Here is a 17,804-nt window from a genome sequence, read left to right on the forward strand (position 1 = left end):
CGGGGGAACGCGCGATGGGTGACGGCAAGGATCCGGCCAAGGTTCTCGACATCAAGACCGCCGACATCAAGCGGGCGGCACCGGACTTCCAGACGGCGGCAGTTGACCTGGGCAAGGCGCTGACCGCGCTCGTGAAGTCCCTCGACGCTCTGGGCGAGCCCTGGGGAAACGACAAACAGGGCAAGGAGTTCGGCGACTCCTACAAGCCGCTGCAGAAGAAGATTGAGAGCGCGGCGGGCACGCTGGTGCTCGGACTGACGAGCATTCACGAGGCGATGGCCGACATGGCGGACGGGCATGTCGACAACGACGAGTTGATCGCCGGGATGTTCACCGAAGTGAAGGTCACGAAGTCGGACGGTGCCGGTGAGCGTTGAGGACGAGGCCCGGAAGATCCTGCTCGATCTGGGCATGTGGTGGCCGGAGGCGGATTCCGGGAAGCTGCGGTCGGCGGCGACTGTCTGGCGTACGTTCGCGGGCGCCGTGGACGACGTGCGCGGCCCGGTCAACCAGAGCGCGTCGTCGATCATCCACAACAACACGGGTGAGTCGATCGAGGCGTTCGGGAAGTTCTGGGACCGGTACGCCAAGGACAAGGACAGCGGCTGGCTGAAGGACCTCGCCGACTCCGGGCGTGAAATGGCCACCGCGCTCGAGAAGTTCGCCGACGCGATCGACGACGCCATCAACAAGCTCTGGACGCAGATCGGCATCGACGCGGCCGTGATCGCCGGCGGGGTGGCGCTGGCGTTCTTCACCGCGGGCCTGGCCTCCGGCGCGGCGGTCGCGGCGGCCGACCTGGTCATCGAGTTCGGTGCCGGGCTGGGTGTCGCGGTCTCCACGACGATCGCCGAGATCGCCGGCGGCACGCTGGTCGCCGCCGCATTCGGCGGTATCGAGTCGGTGACCGTCGACCTGGCCGTGGCCCAGCCGTTGAAGATGGCGACCGGTCTGCAGCAGGGCTTCAGCCTCGACGAGGTCAACCAGGCCGCCAAGGACGGCATGATCTTCGGCGGCGCGCTGGGCGCCGGCGGCGGGGTCGTCAAGGCGGGCATCGAGGGCGCGTTCAGCGACACGACACCGCTGCTGCTGCGCCCGCCCTCGCTCCGCCCCGACCTGGTCGAACTCGGCCCGGCCGCCCGCAACGCCGACCGCACCCCCTGCGTCGGCGAGCCGATCGACGTGGCGACCGGCGCGATGCTGATGACCGCGACGGACCTGACGCTGCCGGGGAGCCTGCCGCTGGACTTCACCCGCACCCACCTCTCCTCCTACCGGGGTGGCGTCCGCTTCGGCCCGACCTGGATCTCCACCCTCGACGAATGCCTCCAAATCGACGGCGAGGGCGTGGTGTTCGCGGCGGCGGACGGCATGCGCCTCGTCTACCCGGTCCCGGAACCGGGCGTGCCGACCATGCCGGTGAAGGGCGTCCGCTGGCCCCTGGAATGGGACGGCAAGCCGGACAGCGCAATGACGGTCACCGACCCGGCGACAGGAGTCGTCCGCACCTTCGCCGCCCCCGTCCCCTCCCCCACCTTCGGCGTCTTCCACCTCGCGCTGGACTCCTGGAGCGACCGCAACGGCAACCGCATCGACGTCGAACGCGACGACGAGGGCGTGCCGTTCGGCATCCGCCACTCCGGCGGCTACTACGTCGCCGTCGACACGACCGGCCCCCGCATCACCGCGCTGCGCCTGCTCGACGAACCCCCGTCGCGCTACGGCCCCGACGGCCCGGTGGGCGAGGGCACGGTCGTCATGCGCTACGGCTACGACGGCGCCGGCAACCTCACCGAGGTCGTCAACTCCAGTGGGGAACCACTGCGGTTCGCGTACGACGAGCAGGGCCGGGTCACCAAGTGGACGGACCGCAACGGCACTTGGTTCTCCTACGTCTACGACGAGCGCGGCCGGGTCGTGCGCACCGAGGGCGTCGACGGCATCCTCTCCGGCACGCTGACGTACGACGACACGACGCGCACGACGACCTACACCGACTCGCAGGGCCGCGTCTCCACGCACCGCCACAACGCGGAGGGCCTGGTCGAGGAGGAGACCGACCCGCTGGGCAACGTCACGCGCACACGGTGGGACGAGTACGGTGCGCGCCCCGTCTCGGTCACCGACCCGCTGGGCCACACGACCCGGTACGGCTACGACGACGTCGGCAACCTCACCGAACTCACCTTGCCCGACGGGTCGTCGACGCGGGCCGCGTACGACGTCCTCGGGCTGCCGACGGAGGTCGTGGAGCCGGGCGGGGCGGTGTGGCGGCATACCTACGACGAGCGCGGCAACGCGCTGGCGACGGTCGATCCGACGGGCGCGGAGACCCGTTACGCGTACGACACGTCGAGCCGGCCGACCTCGGTCACGAACGCCTTGGGCCACACCCGGACGGTGGCGTACGACGGGGCCGGCCTGCCGGTGTCCCTGACCGACGAGTTGGGCCACACGACGGCGATACGCCGGGACTCCTTCGGCCGGATCACCGCCGTGACCGATCCACTCGGGCACACCACCCGCATGGGCTGGACCCCGGAGGGCAAGCCGTCCTGGCGTGAACTGGCCGACGGAGCAAGGGAGTCGTGGGCGTGGGACGCGGAGGGCAACCTCCTCGGCCACACCGACGCCGCGGGCAACGTCACGCGACATTCCTCCACCCACTTCGACGTGCCCGCCTCGCGGACCGACCCGGACGGGGCGCGGTACGAGTTCACGTACGACACCGAGTTGCGGCTGACGGGAGTGACCAATCCGCAGGGGCGGACATGGTCGTACACGTACGACGAGGCCGGGCGACTGACCGCGGAGACGGACTTCAACGGGCGGACGTTGGCGTATGCGCATGACGCGACCGGTCGGCTGAACTGCCGTACGAACGGGGCCGGTCAGTCGTTGCGCTTCACCCGCGGTCCCCTGGGCCGTGTGGTGGAGCAGCTCGACGAGGCTTCCGGCGACATCAGCACGTACGCATACGACACGGGCGGGAGGCTGAATCGGGCGCGCAACAGGGACGCCGAGGTGGTGGTACGCCGAGATCCACTCGGCCGGGTCGTCTCGGAGACCGTCAACGGCCGGACGACCACCTTCGAATACGACGCCCTCGGGCAGCGCACTCGACGCGTGACGCCGTCCGGGCTGGTGTCCGACTGGACATACGATCCGGCCGGGCGGGCAACCGGACTTCGCACCGCCGAAAGGGAGTTGACTCTCTCCTACGACGCGGCGGGCCGGGAGACCGAGCGGCGCGTAGGCGACGCCGTCTCGCTCACCCAGAGCTGGAGCGCGGCCGGTCGTCTGACCACACAGACGGTGGCAGCACCGTCCGCCACGGCCGAGGCTGACCGACTGCTTCAGCACCGCACCTATGCCTACCGGGCCGACGGCTACCTCACCGAGATCCGCGAACTGACCTCCGGCACCCGCCACTTCGTCCTGGACGGCATGGGCCGGGTCACCGGGGTGCACGCTCACGGCTGGACGGAGACCTACGCGTACGATCCCGCGGGGAACATCGTGTCGGCGCAGGCACCTGGGCACGGTTCCCCCGGCGAGCGCGAGTTCGACGGCACGCTCGTCCGCAGCGCGGGGCGCACCACTTACGAACACGACGCCCAGGGCCGCCTGGTGGGCAAGAGGCTCAAGCTCCTCGACGGCCGGACGCGCGCCTGGTCGTACGACTGGAACGCGGAGGACAGGCTCACCGAGGTGGTCACCCCGGAAGGGGATCGCTGGCGTTACGCCTACGACCCGTTCGGGCGCCGTATCTCCAAGCATCGGGTGAGGGACGACGGGACCGAGACCGACCGCGTCGACTTTTCCTGGGACGACTCCCGGATGGCCGAGCAGACCGGCCCGGACGGCAGGGCCATCACCTGGGACTACGCGCCGGACACCGACCGTCCTCTCACCCAGACGGATCACCTGCCGACGGCCGTCCGACCCGGGACTTCGTTCCTCGCCCGGCTGGCCGAGGAGACGACAGCCGGCGACGACACCCGTTTCCACGTGATCGTCACCGATCCGGTGGGCACGCCCGCCGAGTTGATCACTCCCGACGGCCGGGTCGCGTGGCAGCGGCGTACCTCTGTGTGGGGGACGGGGCTGCCGTCGGTGCCCGACGACGAGGTGCCGGTGGACTGCCCGTTGCGCTTCCCCGGCCAGTACGCGGATTCCGAGACCGGTCTGCATTACAACGTCTTCCGGTACTTCGATCCGGAGACGGGAGGATTCATCTCGGCCGATCCGCTCGGTCTCGATCCTCATCCCAACCACTACGCGTACGCGTCCAACCCCTTTGCCTGGCTCGACCCGTTGGGGCTCGCCTGCAAGAAGATCCCGACCGATGAACTGAATTGGAACGCGCGCAGTCGACCGACCTTCGGGCACACCTTCAGCGAGCACGGAGCGGGCGCGAAGAACACGAAGAGCCTCACGGACCGCGCACGCACCACAGGGAATTCGCAAGGACAGTGGCTGGACAACGACAAAGCTCTGGATTTCCTCAAGGCGCAGCACGACCCCGAGGGCGGAGTGCGTGAGGTCGCGCTCCCGAAGGGAATGGGGCAGGTCATCATGCCCAACGGTGAGATAGTGGAGGCCAACTACGCGAGGTTGGTGCCCAAGCCGGACGGATCCTACAAAACAGCGTTTCCGATCGTGAAGAAGTGAGTACGCCCGTGGAATTCCGAATGAGTCTGATTCCGCCGTCCCGCGAAACCCCGTTGACGCCCGACTTCGAGCTCGACGAGGACTACGAGTCCCTGGTCATGGACACATGTCAGCTGTTGGCGGAGACGGACTGTCGTTTTCACGTCGCGGGTTTCGGTCAGGATCCCTGGCCGGTCGACATCTCCTACGACCTCTCGTCGGTCATGGAGCAACTGCCTGAGGCCATCGCATCTTTGGGCGACGGGAAGCCCGCGCAGATCGACTTCTACGGCCAGGGAGTCGAACGGCTCGTGACGTTCGCTCCGCACGACGGCCAGGTCGTCATCACCTGCACGACGGAGACCGACTGGACTCCCGATCCGGGCACGGAGACCGTCTCGTCAGAAGAGGCGAAGGCTGCGTTGGCCGCCCTGGCCCACGACTTCAGGCGAGCACTGGATCTGGTCTGCCCGGACATCTCCGCGGTGCAGCCGTTCACCCTCTGGTGACGGCTCGATGAACTGACGTGGGCCCGGTCCCGGTTTCCCGGACCGGGCCCACAGATCAGGTCAGTTCATCGTCGCCCCGATCGTCGTACTCCCCGTCGTCAGGAACGTCGTCGCAGGCAAAGTGCCGCTCGACGAACGCGCGTTGTACGTCGTCGACGCGTCCGTGGAGAGGAAGGACGGGGTGGAGATGCCGGAGTCCCAGTTGTTGCCGGCCGAGGTGACCGCGGAGCCCTTGCTGACCGAGCCGCTGCCGTTGCTCACCGCGAGGTTCTTGCCGAGTTTGGCGGAGCTGGTGGCGAAGTAGTAGCCCCAGCCGCTGTTGGCGTACGCGGTGGTGCGGTTGATGACGATGGCGCCGGTGTTGGAGTTCTCGGTGAAGCCGTTGCCGGCGTTGCCCCAGGCGGCGGAGTTGTTGACGACGTGGGCGACGGTGACGCCGTTGCCGCCCAGTTTGTAGCCGTTGCCGTTGCCTTCGAAGGCGGAGTCGCCCCAGCGGTTGACCCCGTTGCCGAAGGACCAGCTGTGCTCGATGGTGACCGGCGACGAGAAGGACCAGAGGTCGATGCCGTCGTCCGAGTTGTTGTACAGCCGGGCGCCGGTGACGAGGTTGCCGGTGCCGGAGCCGAACTTGATGGCGACCCCGTCCGCGTTCTGGCCGTGCGTCGCGGCGTCGTAATTGCCGTACGAGTCAAGGTTCTTGACCGTGTTGTTGACGGTGCCGTCGCCGGTGAGCGTGAAGCCGGAGTCGCCGCCGTTGATGGTCTTGACGTTGCTCCAGTTGGTGCCGGTGCAGGACTGGCAGACGACCGCGCTGTCCGGGGAGTTCTGGAAGGTGAGGTTGGAGACGTTCCAGTAGTCGGCGGTCAGCTTGAAGATCCAGGACCCCGACGGCAGTGACGAACCGTCGATCTTGACCGTCTCCGAGCCGTACGCGGTGAGCGTGACCGGCGAGGAGGACGTGCCGTTGGTCGTGGACTGGAGGGTGGCGGTCGGGTAGTACGTGCCGCCGCGGACCTGAATGACCGTGCCGGCGGTGGCACTTGAGATCGCGCTGGTCAGTTCGGCGGTCGTGTCGACGACGACCGTGGCGGCCTGGGCCTGGGTGGGGAGGACGGCCAGCCCGGCGCCGAGCGCGAGGGCCGTGCCGAGGGTGAGAGCGGTGTGACGAGACAGACGAGACATAGGAGTGCGGTCCTTTCCTCGTACGGTTGACGGGGACTGTTCGTTGCGCGGATTTCAGGGACGCCAGTCACCGAGGTAGGTCGCGGGGGTGTGCAACTTGGCTTCGGTGGCCGTGAGTTGGGGCCGGTTCTCCGGGACGGTGATCACGGAGCCCGGGCCCGTGTTGCGGTACTCGTGGAAGCGCATCGACTGCCAGGGGTAGGCGTCGCGCATGTTCGTGTAGGGCGCGACCGGGTCGATACCGGGCCCGATCCGGGTGTCCCGCACGACGAGGGACGGCCAGGCCGTCGTCTCGTACGACGGGACCCACGGCCGGGCCAGCTTGTACGCGGCGTCCTCGGCGCCGGAGGTGATCCGCGAGCGGACCGCGAGGATGCCGTGCGGGTTGGCGCGGGCGGTGGACGGGGCGAAGACCATGCCCTTGGGCGTGAAGGCCACGTCGCGTTGGAGGGTGTGGAAGTGGCAGTCCTCGAAGACGGCGGTGGCCCGCCCGAAGACGAAGTCGACGTCCCCCTCGATGTAGCAGTGGGAGAAGTACTGCCGGTCGAACGCGTCCAGCGCCGACGTGTCCACGAACAGCGTGTCCTGGTGGGCCAGCAGCCGGACGCGCGAGAACCGCGAACGGTCCCCCGTCACATACGCGGCCACCGCCTGCGTCCCCGTGATCTCCGGATGGTCCGCGCGCAGCCAGTCGTTGGCGAGCGTGAGATCGCGGACGGTCAGCCCCGGCGCCGCCGAGGTGAAGGTCGCGGAGCCCGCCGTACCGTACGTCCCCGAACCGTCCGGTTTCTGCGTCCCGTTGGCGTTGTCGTGGACGATGACGGTGTCGCACGGGTCGCGGGTAGCACCGCGCACGGTCAACTCCCGCGCGTCCGCAGGCACGTTGACGACTTCGCGGTACGTCCCCGGGTGCACGACGATCGTCCAGCCGCTGCCCTCCACCGCGTCCACGGCCGCCTGCACCGAGTCACCGGGCCGGACATGCAGGACACGACGACGGTCCAGGGCTACGGCGGGCCCGGCACCGGCGGCCACCAGACCACCGGCGATGCCCGCCAGGAATGTGCGTCTGCGCAGGGCCATCTCAGTGCCTCCGCCCCGGTGTCCAGTCGCCGAGATACGCCTCGCGGGTCGCCGACTCGGCCTGCTCGGCGGTGAGTTGGGGCCGGTTCTCCGGCACGCTGATCACGGCACCCGGGCCGGTGTTCCGGTACTCCGCGAACCGCTGGCTCTGCCAGGGATAGGCGTCCGCCATGTTGGTGTACGGCGCCACCGCGTCGATCCCCGCGCCCAGCACCGTGTCCCGCACGGTGAGCATCGGGTGGGCGGTGGTGTCCGAGCCGGGCACCCAGGGCCGGGCCAACTTGTAGTAGGCGTCCGGTGCTTGGCTGCTCACGCGGCTGCGCGTCACCAGATACCCGCGCGGGTTCGCGACCGCCGTGGAGGGCGCGAAGACGAAGCCGTACGGCGCCGTCGCCAGGTCGGTGCGGTTCAGGGTCCGGAAGTGGCAGTCGTCGTAGACGGCCGTCGCCCGTCCGAAGACGAAGTCGACGTCTCCCTCGACGTAGCAGCGCGCGTAGTACTGGCGGGCGAAGACGCCGAGCGCGAACGAGTCGGCGTACAGGGTGTCTTGATGACCGAGGAAGCGGCAGTCGAAGAACGCCGAACGGTCGCCCTGCACCTTGATCGCGACAGCCTGGGTGCCGGTGATGTCGGGGTGGTCGGCGCGCAGCCAGTCGTTGGCGAAGGTGATCCGGCGGGCGGTGAAGCCGTCGGTGCGGATGAGGGTGGTGGCCGAGCCGGAGGTGCCGTAGGTGCCCGAACCGTCCGGCTTCCGGGTGCCGTTGGCGTTGTCGTACACCACGACGACATCACTCGGGTTCTCGCTCGCGCCGATCCAGGTCATCTCGGAGGCGGCGGCGGTGAGTTGGCCGGTGACCGGGTCGGTGACGCCGGCGGTGACCGTCTCACGGTAGACGCCGGGCGCGATGACCAGGGTGTACCCGGCGCTCGTGGCGGCGGTGACGGCGGCCTGGACGGTGGTGAAGTCACCTCGGCCGCGCGGGTCGACGTACAGGGTGAGCGGGGTGAGGCGCGCGGCCGGTGAACCGTGGCGGCCGAAGGGACGCGGCCCGCCGACGGCGAGGGCGGGGACGGCGCCGAGGCCGAGCGCGGCGGCCGCGCCGGCACTCGCCATGAGGAATCCCCGTCTGGACAGGGGCAGTTCGAGGGAGTGGTGCGAGGGCATGCGGGTGCTCCTTCGCAGTGCGGCTCGTGGGATGAACACCGGTACCGGGCCGGACGGAACCGGCCCGGTTCTCGGCGTGGTGGTGTGGGTGTCAGCGCAGGCGGCCCGCCCCCGCGCCCCGGTCGACGACGAACGGCACGGCCTTCGCGGGGTCGACCTTCGTGCGCAGGGTCGGTGTCCAGCCCGCGCCGGACTGCAGGATCTCGGTGGGCACGCCCGCGTTGTGGACGGCGATCAGGTCGGTGAGGGTGCCGTTGACGTAGTTGTCGTCGGCGGTGAGCGGCGCCTCGGACCACTTCTTGAGGATGGTGGCCTCGGAGATCCCGGCCGGGACCGTGAACGCGTTGTGCTCCGCGACGAGTTGGGACTCCAGACCGATGCCGTAGCTGTAGCCGTACCCGGGCTCGGCGACGAAGTGGTTGTCGTACGAGTCGACTTGGCCGAAGCGGACGCGGGGTGCGCGTTCGACGAGGTTGGCGAACAGGTTGTGATGGAGCGTCACTTTCAGATGACCCCGGTCGACGGCGGCAGTTGAGGCGCTGTCACTGTTGCCGATGAGGATCGTCTTGTCGTGGTCGCTGAAGACGTTCCAGGAGGCGGTGACGTAGTCGGCGCCCTTGACGATGTCGAGTTCGCCGTCGTGCTGCTCGAAGATCCGCCCGAAGTAGGTGGGCAGCGAACTGTCCGGGTGGTCGCCGTCGGTGAACGTGTCGTGGTCCAGCCAGACGTGGGTGGCGCCGTAGATGACGGCGCTGTCGTACTCGGAATTCCAGTTGCCGGTGTCCCCGTCGGTCGGGTCCCACTGCGGGAAGCAGTCGAGCGGACTCTCGAAGGACAGGTTCCGCACGATGACGTTGTCGACGGCCTTGATCTGCAGACTGGCGCCCTTGAAGCCGGCGTTCCTGCCGATGCCGATGATCGTGGTGTTGGCGGGGACGAACGCCTTGATGGCGGTGTCCTGGTTGGCGGCGGAGACGCGACGCAGGCCCTCGGGGCTGTCGGCGGGCTCGTTGTCGAGGTTCTGGTCGTAGCCCCAGACGGCGGGGTCGTAGGTGGCGAGGTACTGGGCGAAGTCGTAGCCGGACGCGGCGAAGGAGTCACAGCCCTCGGCGTTGGCGTCGATCACACCCTTCACTCTGATGATCTTCGGCGCGGTGCCGCCGGCGGCCAACGCGGCTTTGAAATCAGCCCAGTTGGTGACGGTGTAGACGTGATCGGAGGTGGCGGCGGCGCCACCGCTGGTGCCGGTGCCGTAGGAGGCCCAGCCGTCACCAGCGCCGAGAGCCTCGCGGGCGAGGCTGCGCGGATGGGCCTGGGCGGTGGTGCTGGTGAGGGCGAGAGCCAGTGCCGTGCAGCCCACGATCGACGCAATGACGCGTCCATGACATTTATAACTACGCACAGTGCGGGTCTCCTTGCTCAGCGGAGGACCGAGGCGTCCGTGGCCTCGGGCCAGGTGATCCAGGAAGGGGGAATCTCGTCGTGCAGCCGGACGACAGCACGCGGCGCGAGCACCCGGGTACGGAGCAACTCCCGCGCCACGAGCCGCGCCACGGCGATCGCACCGGGCGGATTGAAGTGCGTGTTGTCCTGCTCTGTGTCGGTCCAGTTGAAGTAGACCTTCGTCTCCTCGACCCCGAGCCGCTGCCACAACGCGAGCGACAACGCCTCGATGTCGAGCAGCGCGACCCGCTCCTGTTGCGCGAGAGCACGCATCGCCGCCGGGTAATCGCCGTGGGTCGGCAGGGAGTTGCCGTCGACATCGAACCTGCGGCGCTCGACGGGGGTGGCGAGCACGGGCCGCGCGCCACGGCCTCGGGCCCCGTCGACGTACAACCGGAGATAGTCCTGGTACGTCGTCCAGGGCTCGGTGTAGCGGGTGGGATCGGCGACCTTCTCGTCGTTGTGCGCGAACTGGACGAGCAGGAAATCGCCGGGCCGGATGGCGGCAAGGATCACGTCCAGCCGCCCTTCGTCGACGAAGCTCTTCGAACTCCGTCCATTTACAGCATGGTTGGCGACCTTCACTCCCTTTCCGAGGAAGAAGGGGAGCACCATTCCCCATCCTGTTTCCGGTGCTTCGGCGGAGTACTTCTGGGCGGCGGTGGAATCACCGGCGATGTAGAGAGTGCGGCTCCGCCGCCCTCCGGGTCGAAGAGGAGCGGCGACAAGCGCCGCGAGGGTGACCTGCCTACGGCTTAAGGACACAGGGGTGCCTTTCAACGCAGCTGAGGTGCATGCCTTTAGGGGCGCGGGGAACTGCGCGACCAGCCCCCACCGGCCCGCAGTCCCCCACAAACCGAAACCACCCAATCTCAGTGGTTCTTCTTCCAGTCCGCCTGAGCCTTGTTCAACTGGTCGGCCAACGTGTCCAGAAACTCCTTCGCCGTCATCTTCCCCAGCAACAGCTTCTGGAAGTTCGGCTCGTTGTCCGCCTTGGAGATCGTGTTCCAGTCCGGCAGGTAATACGGCAGCTGCACAATCTTCGTGTCGGCCCCGTTCAACGCCGCCGCAGCCAACTGCGTAGGCTCAGACTTCTGAATCCAAGCCGCACTAGCCGCCTCCGTGTTGGCCGGAACCTGCCCGGCAGACTCGTTGTACTTCGAGTTCTCCGCCGCAGACACCGCGAACTCGATGAACTTCCAGGCCGCTTCCTTGTTCTTGCTGGACTTGAACAGACTCAACCCGTCAACGGGGTTGGAGATCTGCACCCGCGTACCGTCGTCCAGCGTCGGATTGGGAATGCCCTTGAACTTGTCCGCGCCCAGAGCCTTCAAGTGGTCCTGATAGGACCCGAGGTTGTGACTCAGCATCCCGATCGTGCCGCTGTCCCACTGCGCGACCATCTTCGTGAAGTCGTTGTTGAGGTCGGCGGACGGCGTGTCCTTCTTGAACAGCCCGACGTACTTCGCCAACGCGGCAACGTTCTTTGGGTCGTTGACCGTCGTCTTGTCCCCGTTCCAGAACGACGTGATCCCGGTCTGCCCGTACACCGCGTCCAACGCCGGCGCGATCGACCCCTCACCACCCCGAATGGTGAACCCGAACTTGTTCTTCGCCTTGTCGGTCAGCTTGTCGGCGGCGGCATAGAACTTCGCCCAGGTGGTCGGCGCGTCCAGCCCCGCCGCCTTGAACAGGTCGGTGCGGTACCACAGCGTGCCGTTATTCGCTGAGGTCGGGATCTGGTACAGCGTGTCCCCGCCTCCCGCGGACTTGCTGACGTCGATGAGATTCTGGCTCAACTTGCCGTTCAGGGAACTCGACTTGAGCCGGCTGTCCAACGGCTCCAACGCCCCCTGCACCGCGACCTCGGCGAGCACCGCCGTCCCCACACCGCCGACGTCGGGCAGCCCGCCGCCCTGGATGGCGGTGTCGTACTTGGACTGGGCGCTCGCCGCCGGTATCCCGACGTACTTGACCTTGATGTCGGGGTACTTCTTCTCGAAGTCCGCGATGATCTGCTTCCAAATGTCGGTGCGCACACCGCCGTTGTTGTCCCAGAAGGTGATCGTGCCCTTGCCGGACCCCTCGTCGCCCTTGTCCCCCGCGCCGCCGCTGCCGTCGTCGCCGCAGGCGGTGGCGGTCAGCGCGAGCACGGAGCCCAGGGCGACGGCCGTGGCGGCACGCCTGCTTCTGCGGATGCTGGTCTTCATAGGTCGGCTCTCTTCTGGTGGATCCAACGGGGTGTTGACGTCACGAAGGGCTGGCAAGCGCTTGCTACGGAGGTGCGTCATGGCGACTCCCAACAGGCTTACGGGCAGGGTGAGTTAGCGGAGAGGCGTGATCCGGAACCGCGTGAACGTGGCCGCGCCGGCATGTCCCGTGCCGACGGGCGCGAGCGCGAAGAGCCCGAGCAGGGCGCCGACCCAGCGCCAGGGGGTGGCGGCGAAGACCGGGCCGGTCGCACGCAGGCCCTCCCCGACGTCGTAGAAGAAACGGCACCGCGCCCCGGCGGCGATCTCGATGCGCAACCGGACCCGGCCCTCGGGGGCGAGGCACGACTCCCCCGCGTCGCGTTCCCGCTCGGCGACGGGCTCGGCGAACCGGTGCACGAACCGCACCACCTCATCCGGGCCCCGTTGCAGTCCGATCCAGCTGTACGCGTCCCCGAGCACGGCCAGTCCGGCCCGCGCTCCCGACTCCTCGCTGTGCAGCCGCAGTTCGACCTCCACCGCGACGGGTGTGCCGGGGAGCCGCTGGGTGAGGAGGTTCGGGAGCTTGCGCAGGTCGTGTGCGTCGGCCGTGCGGGCGCAGGTCAGTCGTAGGCCGTCGCCCGAGTGGTGGGTGGCCCAGCCGTCCTGCGGGTTCGCCGTCCACTGCCACTGGCGGCCGTACCGTCCGCCGGGGAAGTCGTCGTCGGTGGCGGGCGCGGCGGGCGGCTGCGGCGGCAGGTCCGGTTTCCGGTGTACGGCTACGGGGGCGCCCGCGTCGCCGATGACCGGCCAGCCGTGGTCACCCCAGCGCATGGGCTGGAGGTGGACGACTCGGCCGTACGCGCCCCGTTGTTGGAAGTGCAGGAACCAGTCCTCGCCGGACGGGGTGCGCACCCACGCGCCCTGGTGCGGGCCGTTGACGTCGGTGTTCCGCTGCTCCAGGACGACCTTTTCCTCGTACGGTCCGAAGAATCCGCGTGAGCGTAACGCGCCCTGCCAGCCGGTCTCGACGCCCCCGGCGGGCGCGAAGATCCAGTACCAGCCGTTGTGTTGGTGGACCTTGGGGCCCTCCAGGGTGAACCAGCCGGGGATGCGGTCCGCGTCGACGATCACCTTGCCGTCGTCGAGCAAGGTCGTGCCGTCGCGGTGCATACGGTGGCCGGTGAGGCGGTTGTTGATGCCCGCGCGGGACTTGGCCCAGGCGTGGACGAGGTAGGCCTCGTCGTTGTCGTCGTCCCACAGGGGGCACGGGTCGATCAGGCCCTTGCCCTCCTTGAGGAGGTGGGGGCGGGTCCAAGGGCCGCGTATCTCGGGGGCGTTGATCTGGAAGATGCCCTGGTCGGGGTCGCCCCAGAAGATCCAGAAGCGTTCGTCGTGATACCTCAACGCCGGTGCCCACACGCCGCAGTCGTGCCGTGGGGTCCTGAACTCCCGCACGGGTTCGAGGCGTTGGAGGGCATGGCCGATCAGGGTCCAGTTCACCAGGTCGCGGGAGTGCAGCAGCGGCAGGCCCGGTACGCGGCCGAAGCTGGACGCGGTGAGGTAGAAGTCGTCGCCGACGCGGATGACGTCCGGGTCGGACCAGTCGGCGTTCAGGACGGGGTTGGTGTACGTCTCGTGCGTCACTGGCCGACCGCCTTCCGCACGAGCGCCGCCGCCTCGGCCCGGTCCAGGCGGCCGTCGGCGACGACGGTGACGATGCGTCGTACGACCGTGTCGCCGGGTGCTATCGGCAGCCGTTCGTCCGAGGCCAACGACGCGCCCACGCCCGGGTATTCGGCGGTGCGGACGAACCACGGGTCCTGGCGGGAGCGGTCCGTGGCGCCGGCGAGGACCAGCGTCCAGCCGGTGCCGGCGAGGGCGAGCCAGTCGGCGCAAGTGCCGTGGACCTCCGGTTCGCCCTCGTGGTCGGCGGTGAAGACGCGCGGGGTCTCCGCCTCCTTGCGGGCCCGCCAGAAGAAGCCGCCGTACGCGGCTCCGGGGCGGCCGTTGGTGGCGGGGCTGCCGATCGACAGGGGGTCCGGCGTCACGTTGGTGAGGGAGAAGGTGAAGTCCAACGCCCAGGCGGTGTCCGTGAGTTCGGTGGCCGCGACCGTACGGCGCTCGCGCAACAGCTCGGCGCCGGACGCCATCCAGCGCAGTTCCTCGACGAAGCCGTCGGGGTCACGGAGCTGGAAGGTGGTGTGGCGTTGAGCGCCGTGGTTGTCCAACTCCACCGGTCCCTGCTCACGCACATACGTGCGGCCGCCCCAGAAGTTGTGCCCCTCGACGTCGGGAACGGCGACACCGACGCCGAGGTGGTGGGTGTGGTCGGCGGGGCTCAGCTCCGTGACCGCCGTGCCTGCCAGGGTGGTGACGGGGTGCAGATAAGGGCGCGGGGAGAGCCGGGCGGGCAGCTCGGGCCGGGTGACGTACCGGGCGACCGGGCGGCCCGCGACGCGCAGCACCGGGGTGTCGTGGGTGATCATCAGGTGCTCACCTCTTTCGGTGGGGCCCAGGAGGCGCCCAGCTCGGAGTAGAGGGCGAGGGTGTCGGCCGCCGCCGTGACCAGTGCGTCGATGCCGGGGACGATCCGGCGGTTCTCGGCGGGGATCAGGTGCCAGGCGTCGGTGGGCAGCGGCGCCGGGTCGGGGGCCTCGCGGATCGCCTCAACCACCTTCATGAAGGCGCCTGTTGAGTCGGGCTCGACCAACAGCTCGTCGCCGTCGGTGAGATGGGCGACCAGGTTCTCCAGCAGGTCCGTGCTGCCGTACTCGAACTCCTCGGGGCCGTGGCCCGCCCGCTGGAGCAGTGCGCGGTCCTGCTTGTACCAGTAGGTGATCCGGCCCTGGCTGCCGTGCACCAACACATAGGGCTCGCCGGGGTGTTCGGCGCACAGGGTGACGGCGACGGTGACCGGGCGGCCCTGGACGGTGGTGACGCGGACGCAGGAGGTGTCGTCGGACTCGATGTCGTTGGCGCGGACGAGTTCGGTCTCGATGCCCGCGACGTCCTCGGCGTGGGTCGTGCCGTTGAGCGCGAGGGCGGTGGCCACGGCGTGCGCGAGGGGGTTGGTCAGCGCGCCGTCGATCACGTCGACGCCGTTCAGGCGCCGCTTGCCCGCCCAGGGGGCGCGCCGGTAGTACGCCTCGTCGCGCGCCCAGGCACCGGCGCCGCCGACCCCGGTCAGCGTGCCGATCGCTCCCTTGGCGATCAGCTCGCGGATCGCGGGCACGGCGTGCGAGCCGAGCGACTGGAACCCGATCTGGCAGGCCACCCCGGCGGCGGCGACCCCGTCGGCCATTCGGCGGAACTCGGCGTACGACGGCGCGGGCGGCTTCTCCAGCAGCAGGTGCACGCCTCGCTTCGCGGCGGCCAGGGCGAGGTCCGTGTGAGTGGGGATCGGGGTGCAGATCACCGCGACCCGGGCGCCGGTGGTGTCGAGGAGGGCGCCGAAGTCCGGTGACTGGGCCGGGAGTTCGCCACCGAACTCCTCCTCGGTCAGTGGGGTCAGCTCGCAGATGCCGACGAGGCGTACGAGTCCCTTGTCCTGGAGGCGGCGGATGTTCTCGACGTGCCAGCGGCCGTGACCGCGTGCGCCTGCGAGGACTACCGGGACGGGCATCGAGACGGGCTCGGTGGCTGCCGTAGCAGCGGGCGCGGTGGCGGTCGTAGGGCCGGTCTTGGATGTCATGGGATTCTCCCTGCTTCGACGATCTTCGCCAGCAGGGTAAGCGGTTGCCTCATCCCTTCACCGCCCCCGCGCTGAACCCGGTGATCAGCCACTTCTGGATGAAGGCGAACACGATCACCACCGGTACGGCCGCGACGATGCCGCCCGCGGCGAGTGCGCCGAGGTCGACGCTGTCCGCGCCCATCAGGGTGTTGAGGCCGACCGGGATCGTCTGCTTGCTCTGGTCGGAGAGGAACATCAGGGCGAAGAGGAAGTGGTTCCAGGCGTGCACGAAGGCGAAGGAGCCGACGGCGATCAGCCCGGGCCGCAGCAGCGGGAGGACGACGATGCGGAACGCGGCAAGGCGGTTGCAGCCGTCGACCCAGGCGGCCTCTTCCAGGGACTGCGGGACGTTCCGGATGAAGCCGCTGATCAGGATCATCGACAGCGGGAGTTGGAAGACGGTCTCCGCGATGATGACGCTGCCGAGCGAGTTGATCATCTGGAGCTTGGCGAAGATCTGGAACAGCGGGACCAACAGCAGGGCGCCCGGCACGAATTGGGAGCAGAGCAGGGCCAGCATGAAGGTGCGCTTGATCCTGAACTCGAAGCGGGCGAGCGCGTAGCCGCCGGCCAGGGCGACGACCGTGGTGAGGATCAGGGTGGCGACGCCGACGTAGACGCTGTTCTGGAAGTAGACGCCGAAGCTGCGTTCGGTCCACACCTTCTGGAAGTGGTCGAAGGTCATCGGCCAGGGCACCAGGGAGGTCGAGCCGGCCGGGCGGAACGCGAAGAGCAGGATCCAGTAGAAGGGGATCAGGGTGAAGACGAGGTAGATGCCCAGGGGGACGTAGATCTGCCAGCGCGGGACCTCGTCCCAGGCGCGGCGGACCTTGCGCGGCTGCTGCGGTGCGGCGGACTCCCGCTCGCGGGCCGGAGCGATCTCGGTGATCACTTGTCGCCGCCTCCGAACTTGCTCAGGCGCAGATAGATGATCGAGAAGAAGAGAAGGATGACGAACGCGACCGTGGTGAGGGCCGACGCGTAGCCGAAGTTGTGTGCTTCGACGCTGGTGTTGGCGACGTACAGCGGGAGCGTGGTCGTCTCGCCGGCCGGGCCGCCGCCGGTCAGGGTGTAGAGGAGGTCGACGTTGTTGAACTCCCAGACCGCGCGCAGCAGGGTGGACAGCACGATCGCGTCCTTGAGGTGCGGCAGGGTGATGTTCCGGAACTGCTGGAATCGGCTGGCTCCGTCGACCTCGGCGGCCTCGTAGAGGTCCTTCGAGACGGACTGGAGGTCGGCGAGGATGAGGATCGCGAAGAAGGGGACGCCTCGCCAGAGGTCCGCAACTACGGCTGCGGAGAAGACGGTTGAGGGGTCCGAGAGCCAACTCGTGCCGTACTGGCCGATGCCCATGTCGGCGAGGTAACGGGTCACGCCCGTCTGGGAGTTGTAGAGCAGCACCCAGATCGCGGAGGTCAGTACGCCCGACACGGCCCATGGGGAGAACACCAGCGCGCGGCCGATGGACCGGCCCACGAAGGTCTGGTTGACGATGAGGGCGAGGGCCAGTCCGAAGAGGAGTTGGAGGCCGACCTCTACGACGACCCACTTCGCGCTGAACGTCAACGTGTCCCAGAACTGGGGGTCGTTGGTGAAGGCGTGGGTGAAGTTGTCGAGGCCCGCGAAGCCGTTGCGCCACGGTTTGGTGGGGTTGTAGTTCTGCAGGCTGTAGTAGAAGACGCTGATGACCGGGTAGGCGATGAAGCCCAGCATGAGCAGCGCGGCCGGGGCGATCAGCAGGTACGGGAGCCTGCGCGGGGTCGCGGAGGCACGGCGCCGCCGGGGTGGCGCGGGCGGTTTCGCCACGGCTGCGGCTTGGGCCATGACTGTTCTCCGTTCGCTTG

Annotated in this window: 14 protein-coding genes; 3 read left to right on the plus strand and 11 right to left on the minus strand. The window is 68.6% G+C overall.

All coding sequences use genetic code 11. The features are described from left to right. Positions 1 to 14 precede the first annotated feature (14 nt). Genes OO70_RS35730 through OO70_RS35740 form a run of 3 tightly spaced genes read left to right on the plus strand, consistent with a single transcriptional unit; the run spans position 15 to position 5,162 of the window. A complete protein-coding gene (locus OO70_RS35730; protein ID WP_043680801.1) occupies positions 15 to 377 on the plus strand; it encodes a hypothetical protein in 363 nt (120 codons plus the stop codon). Then, positions 361 to 4,674 carry a DUF6531 domain-containing protein gene (locus OO70_RS35735; RefSeq protein ID WP_063749766.1) on the plus strand — a complete coding sequence of 1,438 codons (4,314 nt, stop codon included), beginning with the start codon at positions 361 to 363 and terminating at the stop codon, positions 4,672 to 4,674. Before OO70_RS35730 ends, OO70_RS35735 begins: the two co-directional genes overlap by 17 nt. 20 nt (positions 4,675 to 4,694) lie before the next feature. Further along, positions 4,695 to 5,162 carry a hypothetical protein gene (locus OO70_RS35740; protein WP_043680804.1) on the plus strand — a complete coding sequence of 156 codons (468 nt, stop codon included), beginning with the start codon at positions 4,695 to 4,697 and terminating at the stop codon, positions 5,160 to 5,162. Between the two features lie 60 nt (positions 5,163 to 5,222). Here OO70_RS35740 and OO70_RS35745 read toward each other — a convergent pair whose 3' ends face one another. The 11 genes from OO70_RS35745 to OO70_RS35795 all read right to left on the minus strand — a co-directional run bounded on the left by OO70_RS35745 (position 5,223) and on the right by OO70_RS35795 (position 17,784). After that, positions 5,223 to 6,335 carry a right-handed parallel beta-helix repeat-containing protein gene (locus OO70_RS35745; protein ID WP_043681087.1) on the minus strand — a complete coding sequence of 371 codons (1,113 nt, stop codon included), beginning with the start codon at positions 6,333 to 6,335 and terminating at the stop codon, positions 5,223 to 5,225. Positions 6,336 to 6,398: 63 nt separating this feature from the next. Then, a complete protein-coding gene (locus OO70_RS35750; RefSeq protein WP_407702859.1) occupies positions 6,399 to 7,427 on the minus strand; it encodes a pectinesterase family protein in 1,029 nt (342 codons plus the stop codon). Between the two features lies 1 nt (position 7,428). Then, positions 7,429 to 8,592, minus strand: coding sequence for a pectinesterase family protein (locus tag OO70_RS35755; protein WP_043680806.1), 1,164 nt, complete (start codon positions 8,590 to 8,592; stop codon positions 7,429 to 7,431). A gap of 91 nt (positions 8,593 to 8,683) precedes the next feature. Next, complete coding sequence (locus tag OO70_RS35760) at positions 8,684 to 9,994, minus strand: pectate lyase family protein (RefSeq protein WP_043680809.1); 1,311 nt, start codon at positions 9,992 to 9,994, stop codon at positions 8,684 to 8,686. Between the two features lie 17 nt (positions 9,995 to 10,011). Further along, positions 10,012 to 10,800: a rhamnogalacturonan acetylesterase gene (locus OO70_RS35765; protein WP_043680812.1), complete on the minus strand. Its 789-nt coding sequence runs from the start codon at positions 10,798 to 10,800 to the stop codon at positions 10,012 to 10,014. 107 nt (positions 10,801 to 10,907) lie between these two features. After that, positions 10,908 to 12,245: an ABC transporter substrate-binding protein gene (locus tag OO70_RS35770; protein WP_043680815.1), complete on the minus strand. Its 1,338-nt coding sequence runs from the start codon at positions 12,243 to 12,245 to the stop codon at positions 10,908 to 10,910. Between the two features lie 114 nt (positions 12,246 to 12,359). After that, on the minus strand, positions 12,360 to 13,871 hold the full coding sequence (locus OO70_RS35775; RefSeq protein WP_043680817.1) for a glycoside hydrolase family 43 protein: 1,512 nt from the start codon (positions 13,869 to 13,871) through the stop codon (positions 12,360 to 12,362). Then, the gene (locus OO70_RS35780) at positions 13,868 to 14,713 is read right to left on the minus strand and encodes a DUF6807 domain-containing protein (protein WP_043680820.1); all 846 of its coding nucleotides are present in this window, start codon (positions 14,711 to 14,713) and stop codon (positions 13,868 to 13,870) included. The genes OO70_RS35775 and OO70_RS35780 overlap by 4 nt, the downstream gene beginning before the upstream one ends. Then, the gene (locus OO70_RS35785) at positions 14,713 to 15,918 is read right to left on the minus strand and encodes a Gfo/Idh/MocA family protein (RefSeq protein ID WP_407702860.1); all 1,206 of its coding nucleotides are present in this window, start codon (positions 15,916 to 15,918) and stop codon (positions 14,713 to 14,715) included. The genes OO70_RS35780 and OO70_RS35785 overlap by 1 nt, the downstream gene beginning before the upstream one ends. A 49-nt stretch (positions 15,919 to 15,967) precedes the next feature. Continuing rightward, entirely contained in the window at positions 15,968 to 16,852 is an 885-nt protein-coding gene (locus OO70_RS35790; RefSeq protein ID WP_043680825.1) for a carbohydrate ABC transporter permease, read from the minus strand. Further along, a complete protein-coding gene (locus OO70_RS35795) occupies positions 16,849 to 17,784 on the minus strand; it encodes a carbohydrate ABC transporter permease (protein WP_019060581.1) in 936 nt (311 codons plus the stop codon). Before OO70_RS35795 ends, OO70_RS35790 begins: the two co-directional genes overlap by 4 nt. Between the last annotated feature and the right edge of the window lie 20 nt (positions 17,785 to 17,804).

This window comes from Streptomyces xylophagus (assembly GCF_000716435.1).
Lineage (GTDB): Bacteria > Actinomycetota > Actinomycetes > Streptomycetales > Streptomycetaceae > Streptomyces > Streptomyces xylophagus.